This is a genomic window from Alicyclobacillus fodiniaquatilis (genome assembly GCF_042678105.1).
Lineage (GTDB): Bacteria > Bacillota > Bacilli > Alicyclobacillales > Alicyclobacillaceae > Alicyclobacillus > Alicyclobacillus fodiniaquatilis.
In genome coordinates, this window is sequence record NZ_JBHUCX010000004.1 from 115618 (window position 1) to 129416 (window position 13799).

A 13799-nucleotide genomic window follows, 5' to 3' on the forward strand; every position below is an offset into this window, starting at 1 on the left:
CAGTGGATAACGGAAGCGATCCCATGCCGGGAAGAAGAAAAAGAAGCATGTGTTGTAGAGGATAAACGCCAGTGGCAACCAGGCGCTTCGCGCCTTGTCGTTGCTGCGCGCGATGAACTGGATGAGTCCGATAAGCGCGAATGCCATCAATAGATAGTAAGCAGTCGTGTTCAAGTGATTGACGGGATCGACCCAATGCTTGAAAGCAGGGATGACGCGCAGCGTATACCATGTCGCATTCACATCTGTCTTGTACAGGTGATATATCTTCAAAAATCCATTCCCAATTGTCAGCACAATGTCGTCGAGGATGCGGTTGAGCGCAATCTCTTTGGCGATCTTGTTTTTGAGCACTTCATCCGCAATTTTGACCAGCGGATTCACCTGTGGATTCCACGACCAAAAATAGCCGTCATTTGTATGCGTGCCTTGCCACAGGTTGACACCGCCATTGGTGGAAATCAGAACAAAGCGGTGCAATGCCAGTCCGTTGCGGATGGTCACAGGTGCAATGGCCAGCAGCATCGCGGCGCATAACGCCAACGCGCGCCGCAAACTTGTCCACCAGCGCCGCCGCCAAACCAGCCATTCATACAACAAGATAAACAGCGGAAAAAAGAGCGGAATGGGACGGACATCGGCGGCGAACCCAAGGGAGATGCCCGCCAGGAGAATCCAGCCAAACGCCTGCTTTTCGCTTTGTTGCGCCTCTGATTTCACGTATAGATAAAGCGAGAAGAGCAAGAGTGCGGTAAACAGCGCTTCTGATCCCAGCACCGCGTTCCATTCGATTTGACTCGGCAACAGCGAGTACGCGATGGCTGCGCAAAGGGCGGCAGGTTCTGATTGGAAGATGTTGCGCGCGAGCGCGTAAACCAGCCAGACAATGACTGTGCTCAAAAGCACATTCACGATCATCCCGACGAGGATGTGCGCGCCAGTCAATCGGAAGATGAGCGAAAGAAAAAAGGGCCAGCCGATGGGCCAATAGGCTGTCGGTTGGCCGCCCCAAACATATCCCTGGTTTTCGGCCATCATTTTCGCGTGATTGAAATACCACAAAAAATCCGCCTTTTGCGCCGGATGGACAAACAGGATAAAGACGCCGCGAAAGAGGAGGTTCAGCGCGAGGATATCCCAAATCCACTGTTTGTGTTTGCGGTTTTCACTGGCATCCATTGCGGAACTCCTTTCGTTTTTGTCAAACCACAGCGAACTGCATATGGTGGATCGATCACGACGGGAGGATCGAAAAATGGCGACGAAAAAGGCAAGCAAACAGATGAGCGCAAAGGAACATCAGAAGGCCTGGCCCTTGGTCGTATCCAGTGTCTGCGAAAGCTGTGAGATACAATGTCCACGTGGACTAAGGTACGTTCATCAGATGGAAAATAGTACACGCATTGGCGGGGGGTTGTCTGCAAGAAGGAACTGTACTTAAAACGGCAAGCGGCGGGCTTATTTCCGTTTGTGGAATGACAGTTGGGATACTGTGGCGCCGGTGCAACGGAACAGCGAGATGTGAAGTATTCGTTTTCATGCGCCGGCTGGAGACGAATACTTCGATTTCTTGCGGAAACACGCAAGAAAACATCGTTTGTTATAAGTGAAAATGCTGCAATGTGGTATGATAAGCTCATCAACAAGTGACTATGTTGCGTGGTCCGAGAATGGAGTGGAGTTATGCCGTTTACAGAACAAGATCAACTAGCAGTAAAGACGATTCGCACACTGTCCATCGATACAGTGGAAAAGGCGAATTCTGGACATCCAGGATTGCCGATGGGTGCGGCGCCAATGGCGTATGTGCTGTGGAGTCGTTTTATGAAGTACAATCCCGACCATCCAGATTGGGTGAATCGCGATAGGTTCGTTTTATCCGCAGGTCATGGGTCTGCGTTGTTGTACAGCCTGTTGCACTTGACGGGGTACGATGTGTCAATTGATGACTTGAAATCGTTCCGTCAATGGGGTTCAAAAACACCAGGTCACCCGGAATTCGGCCATACGCCTGGCGTCGATACGACGACTGGTCCGCTCGGCCAAGGGTTCGCGTCCGCAGTGGGCTTGGCAATGGCTGAGCGATTCATGGCAGCGACGTTCAATCGCGAAGAACATGAACTGTTTGATCACTATACATATGTGCTTTGCGGTGATGGCGACCTGATGGAAGGCATCTCTGGGGAAGCAAGTTCTTTGGCTGGCCGCCTTGGACTGAATAAACTGATTGTACTGTATGATTCCAACAACATTTCCTTGGACGGGCCGACCGACTGGGCGTTTACAGAAGATGTGAAGATGCGTTATCGCGCTTACGGGTGGAACGTGTTGCGCGTCGAGGATGGCAACAATTTGGACGAGATCGAACAAGCGATTGCCCAGGCGAAGACATTCACGGACGCGCCGACGTTGATTGAAGTCAAAACCATCATCGGTTATGGCGCGCCGAACAAGCAAGGGACATCGAAGGCGCATGGCAGTCCGTTGGGCGCCGATGAATTAAAGTTGGCCAAAGAGACCTATGGCTGGGACTATGAACCGTTCTTCGTGCCGGAGGAAGTTCGTTCGCTGTTCGCCGATTTGAAGGCGCGGCTGTTGGAAGATGAATCGAACTGGAACAAGACGTTCGCTGCTTACAAAAACGCGTTCGCAGCGGATGCGAAGACACTTGAAAATGTGTTGGCTGGCAACCCGGATGTGGACTTTGACAGCGTGATTCCGGAATTCAACGACGCAGTGGCCACGCGGGACGCATTTGGCAAGGTCATCAACGCCATTGCGCCACACATGCCGACATTGCTCGGTGGCTCGGCGGATCTGTCGGGATCGAACATGACGATGATCAAGGATTCCGAGCACTTCGACAAGCCGGATTATGCGGGCAAGAACGTGTTCTACGGCGTGCGTGAACATGCAATGGGCGCAATGTTGAACGGGTTGTGTTTGCACGGCGGCATTTTCCCGTACGCGGGCACCTTCCTCGTCTTCTGCGACTACTTGCGTCCGGCGGCCCGCTTGTCCGCGCTCATGAAGCAACCGGCGCTGTTTGTGCTGACGCACGACAGCATCGCCGTCGGGGAAGATGGTCCGACACACGAACCGGTGGAACAATTGGCTTCATTCCGCGCGATTCCGAACATGATCGTGCTGCGTCCGGCAGATGGCACGGAGACTGGCTTGGCGGTGAAATACGCCTTGACACACCGGGATGCTCCCGTTGCTCTGGCGCTGAGCCGACAAAAGTTGCCGACGTTGGCGGAAGTGAAGGCGCACAAGGCCGATTTTGATAAAGGTGGCTATGTCGTGTTCCAACACGAAGATGGCTCGGACATCGCTTTGCTGGCGTCTGGTTCCGAAGTGCAATTGGTGTTGGAGGCGGGCAAAAAATTGGCGAGCGAAGGCGTCAAGGTGCGGGTCATCAGTTTCCCGTCGCTTGAAATCTTCGAGAAGCAAGACGAAGCGTACAAGGCGAATGTGTTGCCGCAAAGCCTGACCAAACGGGTCGCTGTGGAGATGGCGCATCCGATGAGCTGGTACAAGTATGTCGGATCAGCTGGCACGGTCTTGGGCATCGAGACATTCGGCGCATCTGCACCTGGCGGCATTGTCGTTGAGAAGTACGGATTTACGGTTGAAAATGTGTACAACAAAGCGAAGGCTGTTTTGCAGAAGTAAAGTCACTTTCAATTGCAAAAAGGCACAAAAGTCGCCAACTGGTCGGTCAATCGATCACTGGCGACTTTTGTTTGTCCTTGTGTGGCACAAAATTCTGAAATAGACTAGGAGCGTAGATAGATTGCCAGCAAGTATTGTGGAGGTGCTCGAATGGAGTCACGCAACTGGGTAGGTGGCGAGTGGATCACGCCGAAAGGCGGACAAGTCACCGTGAAAAACCCGTCTGATTTGGATGAAACGGTGGGCGTTGCCCATTTCTCGCTTCACGAGGACATGGTGGAGGCGGGACACGCTGCACGGCGGGCACTGTCCGCGTGGGCCAAGCGCATTGCGCCGGAGCGGGGTGAAATCCTGCAACGTGCGGCTGTGTTGCTCGAACAACAAAGTGAGGACATCGCCCAACTCGCGAGTCGAGAAATGGGGAAGCCGATTACGGAAATGAAGGGCGAGGTGATGCGTGGCGTCAATTTGCTGCGCTACTATGCCGCAGAAGGCGCGCGCGCCTTTGGCACCGTCATCCCAGCCAGCCAGACCCAGGCGCTGCAATATACGAAGCGGGTTCCCTTGGGTGTGGTTGGCGTCATTACACCGTGGAATTTCCCGGTCGCCATTCCGATTTGGAAGATTGCGCCGGCGCTCATCTGCGGCAACACCGTCGTTTGGAAACCGGCTGAGATTGCGTCTCTGACAGCGACGCGGGTGACCGAGGTGTTTGCAGCAGCCGGATTGCCTGCCGGGGTGTTGAACCTGGTGATTGGCGCAGGCAAAGACGTGGGCAATACATTGTTATCCGATGTGGAACTCGATGGCCTCAGTTTTACCGGCTCCACGGCCACGGGCATGCATGTGGCGGCGATGGCTGCACAGCGCAACATCAAGTATCAAACCGAGATGGGTGGCAAGAACGCGGCCGTCGTTTTGGCTGATGCGGATTTGGCCGTCGCGGTTCCAGCCATCTTGAGCGGCGCTTTTCGATCCGCCGGGCAAAAGTGTACGGCGACCAGCCGCGTGATCGTCGAGTCAGCGCTGTTCGATGCGTTCAGCGAGGCGCTTGGCGAAGGGTTGAAATCCGTCTATTTAGGGCTGGCGTCAGATCCAAAAGCGTATCTCGGCCCGGTGGCATCGGCGGATCAATATGAGAAGGTCACGAAGTTTGTGCAGATGGCAGAACAGGAAGCCGAATTGGTGGCCAAGGCGACGACGGACATCGACATCGCGCGCGGACACTATGTGTTGCCGATGGTCGTCACAGGTGTAGCGCAGGATCACGCGCTGGTGAAAGAGGAAGTTTTTGGACCGTTGGTGACGCTGCTTCCCGCTGACGATTTTGATGCTGCGCTGGCGTTGTGCAATGACACGATGTATGGACTTAGCGCCTCTGTATTCACACAAGATTTGCGCAAAGGACTTCGCTTTCTGGATGAGGCGGAGGTCGGTATGGTGCGCGTCAATCAGGAAACCGCAGGCGTTGAGTATCAGGCGCCATTTGGCGGCATGAAGATGTCGAGTTCGCATACACGTGAACAAGGGCAGGCTTCCTTGGATTTTTACAGCCAAATCAAAACGTGCGCCGTCTACTACGGCTGAGAGGAGCGAAACGCGTGTGAAAACCATTCGTTATCGGGATCCACAAGACGACGCTGTGCAACTGGGATTGCTTGAGGGGGATGCTGTCTACAGCATCACGCGCCAAGTGCCACAGTGGACGGAACCGCTGGCCATGTGGTACGCCCTGCGCGCGCTGGACGTTTCCCCGGCACACGCCGCAGCGAAACTGGCCGAAGGTTCCGCCGTATCGTATACGCAGTTGCAGGCCGATGGCTTACTCTTGCCGCCGGTGGTTTCACCGGAGGTGTGGGCGGCAGGTGTGACATATGAGCGCAGCCGCGAGGCCCGCAACGCAGAGACGACCATCAAAGACAATGTGTATGATCGCGTCTATACCGCCGATAGGCCGGAGTTGTTCTTCAAGGCGACTTATGCGCGCGTGGTCGCCCCTGGCAAGCCGCTTGGCTTGCGCTCAGACTCGCGTTGGATGGTCCCTGAACCGGAGTTGGGGCTTGTGCTGTCTGCTGGCGGTGAGTTGGTTGGCTGGACGGTTGGCAATGACTTGAGCTCACGCGACATCGAAGGGGAAAATCCCTTGTACTTGCCACAGGCAAAGGTGTTCGCCAAGAGTTGCTCGTTTGGACCTGCGCTGTTGTGGAACACAGGCGGAGAACAGCCTGAAACGTGGGAGATTGAACTGGTCATTCGCCGCGACAACGCCATCGCGTTCGAAGGCGTTGTCTCCTTTTCGCAATTCCGCCGCAGTTTCGCCGAACTCATCAGCTATTTGCGGCGCGACAACCCGATTCAGGATGGCACAGTGCTGCTGACGGGGACAGGTATCGTTCCGCCAGATGACTTTACACTGCAGGCCGCTGACACAATCGAGATCGCCATTTCGCCAATTGGGGTGTTGGTCAACCGTGTCGAGGTGCCGCTTGAGATGAAAGTGACATCCATCTGATAAGTCTCTGACACGAAAGGGAAAGGCAGCTCATGCACATGGGCTGCCTTTTTCACGTACCAACGTGAAATTCCCCAGGAGGGCTTTTTTAGATAAAGGCCTATGCGGGATGCTTGTGAAATCGCGATGTGCGGGCAAATGAAACTATAGTGGTTCTACGTGGTGGAGAAAGGTAAAATGAAGTGTGGCAAGTGCTCGGAGAATGTGGAACATCGATTCCTATTTTGATTTTGATATGAGCTGGGGTCAGATGTGCGCGTCACATCTTTCATCATGCGTGAAAGGGGCATCGACATGTTTTTGTTTGAAGCAGCGAGAAATGAGCCACTGGCATATCGGATGCGGCCGCGCACCATCGATGAGGTGATTGGACAAAAGCATCTACTGGCGCCCGGTAGATTTATATATCGGATGGTGAAGGCAAACCGACCGGTCTCCATCTTGCTTTATGGACCGCCCGGAACGGGGAAGACGACGATTGCCCACGCATTGGCCAACACGCTCCAGCTTCCTTTTGCCCAATTGAACGCGGTCGACGCAGGGCTGAAAGATGTGGAAACCATTGTGGAGAACGCAAAGGCGTATGGCCAAACGTTGTTGTTTCTCGATGAGATTCATCGCTTTAACAAGAAACAACAAGATTACTTGTTGCCATTTACGGAAAACGGATTGATTACTTTGGTGGCGGCCACGACGGCGAATCCGTATCACGACGTCAACCCCGCCATCCGCAGTCGGTGTCAGATACTGGAGTTAAAGCCGCTGGAACCAGAAGACATTGCGGAAGGCATTCGGCGCGCGCTCTCTGATGCCGACAGAGGCCTTGGTAAATATACGGTGCAAATCGAGGAAGCTTCTGTGGCGCATATCGCGCAGACGTGCGGCGGAGATATGCGCAAAGCGCTCAACGCCCTGGAAATTGCGGTGCAGTCGACCGATGAGGACGATGACGACGTCATTCACATCACATACGAGATTGCCGTCGAGTGCCTGCAAAAAAGAAGTTTTTCTTCTGATAAAGATGGGGACGGGCACTATGATTTGTTGAGCGCTTTTCATAAGAGTTTGCGGGGCAGTGACGTCGATGCGGCGCTGCATTATTTGTCCCGCCTGATGGAGTCTGGGGACTTGATAGGGCTCACGCGCCGCCTGCTCTGCGTCGCCGATGAAGACATCGGGCTCGCATTTCCGGCGGCGACTTCACATGTGGTTGCCGCCATCGAATCGGCTGAACGGCTTGGTTTTCCGGAAGCCGCCTTGCCATTGGGGAAGATTGTGATGGAGCTGTGCTTGCTGCCGAAATCGAATTCCGTGACAGCGGCGATTGGCGCGGCGCAAAGCGATTTACATTCGAAGCATCTTGGCGATATTCCCTTGCATCTGAAGGACGCCCATTACGCCAGCGCGAAAAAGTTGGGCAGAGGGGTGGATTATCAGTACCCACATGATTACCCAGAAGGGTGGGTTGACCAACAATATCTCCCCGATGCGCTGAAGGGCGCCCAATACTTTTTCCCGAAGGAAATCGGGCAGGAAAAACAGTTTGCCGACAGATATCGGTGGATTCGGCAGAAGCGCTCAAAATGAACACCCACTTGCCTTGAGGTAACTAACGATAGATGAGGTCACTTCTTGTGGCAATGTTTTTGACTTTCTATACTGGTACTAGAGCGCCATGCGCGATGCGTCCTGCTCGTAACATCATCAACATGCCCGCCAACCAGGGCATCGCGGATGGCGCGGCACGAAAAGGGACTTGTGAAGTCATTCAATTTGATAGATTTCACATTCCTCTTGGCGCAAGACGATTTTGGGCACCAGTTTAGAAGGGAGATCTGAAAGATGAAATATCGTCGTCTGGGAAAGACCGAATTGAAAGTCTCCGTTGTCGGTGTAGGCGCTTGGCAGTTTGGCGGCGCTTGGGGGAAGGATTTTAACCAAGCGGAAGTGGATGCCATTTTGGATACTGCGTATGAAAACGGTATCAATCTCATTGACACGGCTGAATGCTACGGTCATCATCTGTCGGAGCAGTTCATCGGCCAGTACATCGATGGTCGCAAAAGCAGGGACCAATGGGTGATTGCCACCAAGTTCGGTCACAATCACTTGGAGGGGAACAAGAGCGGCAAGAACTTCTGGTCTGCGCAAGAGGTGCAAATACAACTGGAGGAATCCCTCAAATCGCTGCGCACAGACTATGTGGATTTGTATCAGTTTCATTCGGGACCGGATGAAGTATTTGACAACGATGAGCTTTGGACCATGCTCGAGAAGCAAGTCGAAGCGGGGAAAGTTCGCAATCTGGGCATTTCCATCGGGAGCAACGACAACATCCACCAAACGGACAGTGCGACAAAAGTCAACGCCAAGGCCATTCAGGTCGTCTACAATCGGCTGGATCAGACGCCAGAAAAACGGGTGTTCGCGTCATGTGAGCGACAAGACCTCGGTGTTTTGGCCCGTGTTCCCCTGGCCAGCGGCTATTTGAGCGGCAAGTACAAGCCTGGCGCTGTGTTCCCCGAAAACGATGTGAGATCTCGCCACGACAAGGAACAGGTGGAAGCGCGGCTCAAAGAAGTGGAACGCATCGCACAGAGCGAGGTGCCGGAAGGCGCACCGATGGCCAGTTGGGCCTTGGCTTGGTGTTTGCAACATCCGGCTGTGACGTGCGTGATTCCAGGCTGTAAAGATCCCAATCAAGTTGTGACCAACGCGCAAGCGGCAGATTTTGACTTTGTCAACGATCAGCACCCGCAAGCCTGGAAGCAAACGGAACACACAAATGCCTGACGCCCACACGTGACCCGCTGATCCATCAACGGCATATACACGGCTAAGGTGACGGACTGGATAAAGCAGTCCTGATCCGAAGCCGTTTTTATTTCGATCACACCGTGTCCGTTCGTTCTCTTTGTCCACTTTACGGCTCCTGATGAAACCTCGCTTGGTGCTGATAATGTTCGCTCACGACCTCGATGAACCGTTTGGTTAACGGTTTGTCCTCCAGCACGTCGGGGTAAGCGAGCAAAGTCGGCCGTGTAAACCCTTCCAATGGAATGGGAATGGCGACGTAACCTTTGCTCTTGGCGTCGTGCAGCGTGCGCCTGGGCAAGAAGGACACACCCAACCCTTGCCCGACCATGGCTTTGATGCCGTCGATGCTGTCGAGCTCCATGCGAATTTCCGGAAACACGTCGTGTTTGGCGAGCAACACCATGATCCGCCTGCGAAAAGGCGCCGTGGAGTCGCTAAAAGCGATGAGCGGTTCGTTGTGTACCGCATGCAGTCCTGGAAAATCGCGGGCAAATGGATGTGATTGGTGGACGACCAAGTCGATGGCGTCATCGGGAAAGGAAATCAACCGGACGTGCGGATGATAGATGGGTTCTCCCAGAAAACAAAAATCGACTTGATGGCCAATCAAAGCGTCGACCATGTCATCGTACATGCCCATGCGCACCGTGAGGCGAACTTCTTCTGTTTGCAGCATTTTGTGTAGGCACATCGGCACATCTGTGGAAACAAATGCTCTGCCGGACATCACGCGCAAGGTTTCAGTCCGTTGGCCCGATGGTTCCATCATCATCTGCTCAATGGCGAGCATCTGCTCTGCCAAAGGCAAAAAACGCGCGCCGAATTTCGTCAGTTGAACGCCGTTTGGCATTCTGTCAAAGAGACTGTACCCAACGTCGCGCTCTAGCCGCTGCAGTCGTGTGGTCACGGTGGATTGTGACATGAACAGTTGTTCCGCTGTCCGCGAAATCGATTTGTTTCGTGTGACGGCGAGAAAAAGTTGAAGATCTTTTGTATCCAACGAAATCCCTCCGAACAAGCTCTATGCATTATAGCACCGCGTACGGCGAACCAACAAAAAACTGATTTGTTTTGCTCGTTCATTTATAATGAGTCAGGTTAGATTGCGAGCAAAGGAAGATGTCTGTGAACGATGCTTGCCCGTTATTTCAATTTCATCATGTCGATTATATGTATTCCAGCAATGACGACCGCCTAAACGAGACTGCGACAACTTATGCGCTGCGCGACGTCTCGTTTCAAATCCAGCAAGGGGAGTATGTCGCCATTGTCGGTCACAATGGCAGTGGGAAGTCGACGCTGGCCAAGCTGATGACTGGCCTCTTGAGCGCGACGGCTGGCACGGTTCATCTTCAGGGGGAGCCTGTGGAGACGTATGTGGCCACAGGACGGCTGCCGCAGGTAGTTGGGCTTGTGTTTCAGGACCCTGATTCGCAAAGCGTCGCCACGGTGGTCGAAGAGGATGTCGCATTTGCCCTGGAAAATTTGAATATCCCTCATGCTGAGATGCACGAACGCGTCGAAGCGGCGCTACAGCGCGTCGGTATGTGGGCTTACCGCATGCGTGAGCCGCATCTGCTCTCTGGCGGCCAAAAGCAGCGCGTGGCCATTGCCAGTGTCATCGCAGCCGGGCCAACCTGCCTTATCTTCGATGAGGCGACGAGCATGCTCGATACCATCGGCCGTCGTGAAATCCGCGCCCTGATGCGCGAATTGGCCGCGTCTGGTCACACGGTGATCACCATCACGCACCATATGGACGAAGTGATCGACGCCCAGCGTGTATTGGTGTTCGACAAAGGCAATTTGGCGATGGACACGACGCCGAATGAACTGTTCCTGCAGGAGGAGAAAGTAAAGGAACTTCATTTGGAGGTGCCTATGCAGGCTTTAGTCGCCCGTCTACTGCGCGAACGGGGTTTGAATGAAGACAATTTGGGGCTGATTGCGCCAGAAGAATTTGTCGCCCGGTTGGCCAAAAAATCAGTCGGTGCTGATATCAATGCAGCAAGTGACGACCAGATAGACGATATCGATCCGCCAGAGCGTCATACAGCAGATGAACCCGTTGACATTGTGGCCAAGGTGGTGGAGGTGGCTCATCTTCATCACGTCTACATGCGGAAAACGCCGCTTGAGACACAGGCGTTAAGCGACGTTTCGCTGACGATTGACCGTGGAGAGATTGCGGCCATTGTCGGTGCGACGGGATCGGGCAAGTCGACGCTTGGTTTGTATTTGAACGGCTTGTATCAGGCGGAACCAGGTGTGGTCACGGTACTTGGGCTGGACGGCGCTGCAAAACAGAGCGCGCGGCAGTTGCGGCAGCGTGTGGGCATGTTGTTTCAAAAGTCGGAGGCGCAAATTTTTGAAACGCTGGTGGGGGACGAAATTGCGTATGGGCCATTCCGCTTTGGCGCCAGTGTTCCGGAAGCGCGTCAAGCGGTTCAAGCGGCGATGGAACTGGTCAATCTCGATTTCAGTTGGCGGGACAGGCCCACGTTCGCGCTCAGCGGCGGCGAACGCCGCAAGGTTGCCACGGCCAGTGTGTTGGCGCAAAATCCGGAGATATTGGTGTTGGACGAACCGACTGCCGCATTGGATCCGCTCGCTCGGCGCGAGCTGATCCAAATGCTGCGGCGGCTGCGCGATGAGCGGCACATGACCATCATCTTTGTCACGCATCAATTGGAAGAGGTGGTTGAGTTGGCGGACAAGGTGTTGGTGCTGGACCACGGCCAACTGGTTCTGGCGGCCTCGCCAGCAGAGTGGTTGTCCCACCCAGATGAGGTGACCGCGCTTGGCTTTGATTTGCCAGAGGCGCCTGCCTATGTCCAATCCGTCTGCAGGGCGGCGCATCTGCCGTTGCCATCACCGCTGCCACTTATGCCAGCGCACGCGCTTGTTTGGCTTGGGTCGCTGTGTCTGCGCGACAAGGGAGGGATATAGAGCGTGGCCAATTTCGAACTGACTCGCTATATCACCATTGGCCGTTACGTGCCGCGCGATTCCTTTATTCATCGCCTGGATCCACGGATAAAGCTGCTCTGTTTTGTGTTGTGGGTCTTTGCGGTCAGTGCTTTTTCATCCATCATCATTCAATTTGTTTTGTTGCTACTGACAACTGTGTTGTTTTTGCTGGCAAAATTGCCGCTCGGTTACGCGCTTTCCGGCGTTCGTCCAGCGGTGCCGCTGATTGGCATCATGTTGATTTTTGAGATTTTGTTTGCGCGATCCGGCCCAGATGCCACTGTGTTGGTGCATGCAGGTTGGTTGCGAGTGACAACGGGGGGCATCGCGCTTGCGCTTTTGTCTGTCACGCGCTTTTTGAGCATTGTCTGGCTGGTCAGCTTGCTGACTTTGTCCACATCGCTGTCCAATCTCACACATGCGTTGGAGCAAGTGTTGTCGCCGTTGCGTTTCGCGCGCATTCCAGTTGGCGACATCGTCATGATGTTGACCATTGCGCTGCGGTTTGTGCCCTTGTTGGGGGAAGAGGCGGAGCGGTTGATGAAAGCTCAGGCAGCGCGCGGCGCGGATTTCGGGACTGCGCGCTGGTGGCAAATCATCAGACGGACCAAAAGCGTGTTCCCGATTCTCATCCCTTTGTTCGTCGGGGCATTGCATCGCGGTGAAACACTGGTCATGGCCATGGAGGTGCGCGGCTATCGGCCGGGACAAAAACGGACGTCCTACGTATCACTGGAGGGACGCAAGACGGACGCCATTTCGCTTGTCGCATCCGTCATCGTCGTTGGGTTCTTCGCTTGGTGTACGTGGGGGTGGCATTTGCGCTGATCCCCATGCATTCGGATTAAAGTGTTTGTTGATGTTGAATGGGCGGAGTGGCAGGCGACTTCGCCTTTTTTTGCTTGTTCGTCAGATAAATGCCGACGATGATCAAAATCAAGCCGACAATCAGCCACTCATTGACCGTTTCATGCAAAAACAAAACACTGGTCAGCACAGAAATCAGCGGCACAAAAAAGGTGAATGCCGCGATACGGGTTGCTTCCCCCATGTTGACAAGCCGAAACCAGATGATCCACGAGAAGGCGATGCCAAAAAATCCGCCGAACAGGGTGGAGAGGATAAAGGGCATGGCCGTCCAGTCCACGCTCGTCCAAGGTTCCATCACGCTGCCTGCACACATCAACAAAAAGCCGCCAATGAGAAATTGACAGGTCAAGAGCCACATCATGTCGACGCGTTCCTGCGCCTTTTTGGAGTAAACGGTGCCAATGCCCCAGCCGATGGCTGTCAAAATGCCGAGGATGATCCCGATGACTGACAAATGGCTGGTCAAGCTGCGAGCGCTGATGGCCGCAACGCCGAGAAAACCGCAGATGAGGCCGATGACTTTGGTCCACGACATCTGTTCGCCAAGCCACAGCCAGGCAAACAAACCGACCAAGACAGGTTCTAGATAGACCAGCACGGAAAACAGGCCCGCGGGCAAATAGTTGAGACCGAGCGTCTGCAGGCCGAAGAACAAGAACACATTGAACAAGGCCGATATGAGGTAGACAAAAAAGTGTTTCCTCACCTGCGGTCTGCGCCGCTGCATCAACGCGATACAAAGTAAGATAATGCCACCGAAGAATGTGCGTATCCCCGCAAACAAAACGGGCGGTGAATAGTGGAGCGCCACTTTGTAAATCGAGAATGACACGCCCCACAGGACAACCAGGATGAAGATGTAGAGCGCGGTCAGCCATTTTGTCTGCACTCGCTTGCGCCTCCTTACCAAAACGCCTAGCTTGTAAAAGAAATCGGTACCTTGGTGCCGCGCCAT

General features: G+C 54.1%; 11 protein-coding genes. 8 read left to right on the forward strand and 3 right to left on the reverse strand.

The window, feature by feature from the left end:
- On the reverse strand, positions 1 to 1179 hold a 1179-nt coding region (locus ACFSB2_RS01180), incomplete at its 3' end, for a glycosyltransferase family 39 protein (protein WP_377940700.1).
- Between the two features lie 504 nt (positions 1180 to 1683).
- Between ACFSB2_RS01180 and tkt the strand changes: the two genes are divergently transcribed.
- From tkt to ACFSB2_RS01210, 6 genes are all read left to right on the forward strand, one after another.
- Entirely contained in the window at positions 1684 to 3675 is a 1992-nt protein-coding gene (tkt, locus tag ACFSB2_RS01185) for a transketolase (protein WP_377940701.1), read from the forward strand.
- A gap of 150 nt (positions 3676 to 3825) precedes the next feature.
- Positions 3826 to 5262: an aldehyde dehydrogenase family protein gene (locus tag ACFSB2_RS01190; protein WP_377940702.1), complete on the forward strand. Its 1437-nt coding sequence runs from the start codon at positions 3826 to 3828 to the stop codon at positions 5260 to 5262.
- Positions 5263 to 5278: 16 nt separating this feature from the next.
- Positions 5279 to 6187 (forward strand): fumarylacetoacetate hydrolase family protein, encoded by a 909-nt coding sequence (locus ACFSB2_RS01195; protein ID WP_377940704.1) that lies wholly within the window; start codon positions 5279 to 5281, stop codon positions 6185 to 6187.
- A 294-nt stretch (positions 6188 to 6481) separates the two neighbouring features.
- Complete coding sequence (locus ACFSB2_RS01200) at positions 6482 to 7774, forward strand: replication-associated recombination protein A (RefSeq protein WP_377940705.1); 1293 nt, start codon at positions 6482 to 6484, stop codon at positions 7772 to 7774.
- Between the two features lie 47 nt (positions 7775 to 7821).
- Positions 7822 to 8013, forward strand: coding sequence for a hypothetical protein (locus ACFSB2_RS01205; protein WP_377940706.1), 192 nt, complete (start codon positions 7822 to 7824; stop codon positions 8011 to 8013).
- A 16-nt stretch (positions 8014 to 8029) separates the two neighbouring features.
- Positions 8030 to 8980 (forward strand): aldo/keto reductase, encoded by a 951-nt coding sequence (locus tag ACFSB2_RS01210; protein ID WP_377940707.1) that lies wholly within the window; start codon positions 8030 to 8032, stop codon positions 8978 to 8980.
- A 130-nt stretch (positions 8981 to 9110) separates the two neighbouring features.
- Here ACFSB2_RS01210 and ACFSB2_RS01215 read toward each other — a convergent pair whose 3' ends face one another.
- Positions 9111 to 10004, reverse strand: coding sequence for a LysR family transcriptional regulator (locus tag ACFSB2_RS01215; protein WP_377940708.1), 894 nt, complete (start codon positions 10002 to 10004; stop codon positions 9111 to 9113).
- Positions 10005 to 10123: 119 nt separating this feature from the next.
- On the opposite strand from ACFSB2_RS01215, the gene ACFSB2_RS01220 reads away from it, so the two are divergent.
- Positions 10124 to 11953, forward strand: a complete 1830-nt coding sequence (locus tag ACFSB2_RS01220) for an ABC transporter ATP-binding protein (protein ID WP_377940709.1) — start codon at positions 10124 to 10126, stop codon at positions 11951 to 11953.
- Between the two features lie 3 nt (positions 11954 to 11956).
- Positions 11957 to 12802 carry an energy-coupling factor transporter transmembrane component T family protein gene (locus tag ACFSB2_RS01225; RefSeq protein ID WP_377940711.1) on the forward strand — a complete coding sequence of 282 codons (846 nt, stop codon included), beginning with the start codon at positions 11957 to 11959 and terminating at the stop codon, positions 12800 to 12802.
- A gap of 16 nt (positions 12803 to 12818) precedes the next feature.
- On the opposite strand, the gene ACFSB2_RS01230 is transcribed toward ACFSB2_RS01225, so the two are convergent.
- A complete protein-coding gene (locus ACFSB2_RS01230) occupies positions 12819 to 13733 on the reverse strand; it encodes a DMT family transporter (protein ID WP_377940712.1) in 915 nt (304 codons plus the stop codon).
- Positions 13734 to 13799 lie beyond the last annotated feature (66 nt).

Excerpts from the sequence above, each read along its gene's own strand:
- ACFSB2_RS01190 (WP_377940702.1), top strand. The coding sequence starts at position 3,826 with ATGGAGTCACGCAACTGGGTAGGTGGCGAGTGGATCACGCCGAAAGGC.
- ACFSB2_RS01200 (WP_377940705.1), top strand. The coding sequence starts at position 6,482 with ATGTTTTTGTTTGAAGCAGCGAGAAATGAGCCACTGGCATATCGGATG.
- ACFSB2_RS01220 (WP_377940709.1), top strand. The coding sequence starts at position 10,124 with ATGTCTGTGAACGATGCTTGCCCGTTATTTCAATTTCATCATGTCGAT.
- tkt (WP_377940701.1), top strand. The coding sequence starts at position 1,684 with ATGCCGTTTACAGAACAAGATCAACTAGCAGTAAAGACGATTCGCACA.
- ACFSB2_RS01210 (WP_377940707.1), top strand. The coding sequence starts at position 8,030 with ATGAAATATCGTCGTCTGGGAAAGACCGAATTGAAAGTCTCCGTTGTC.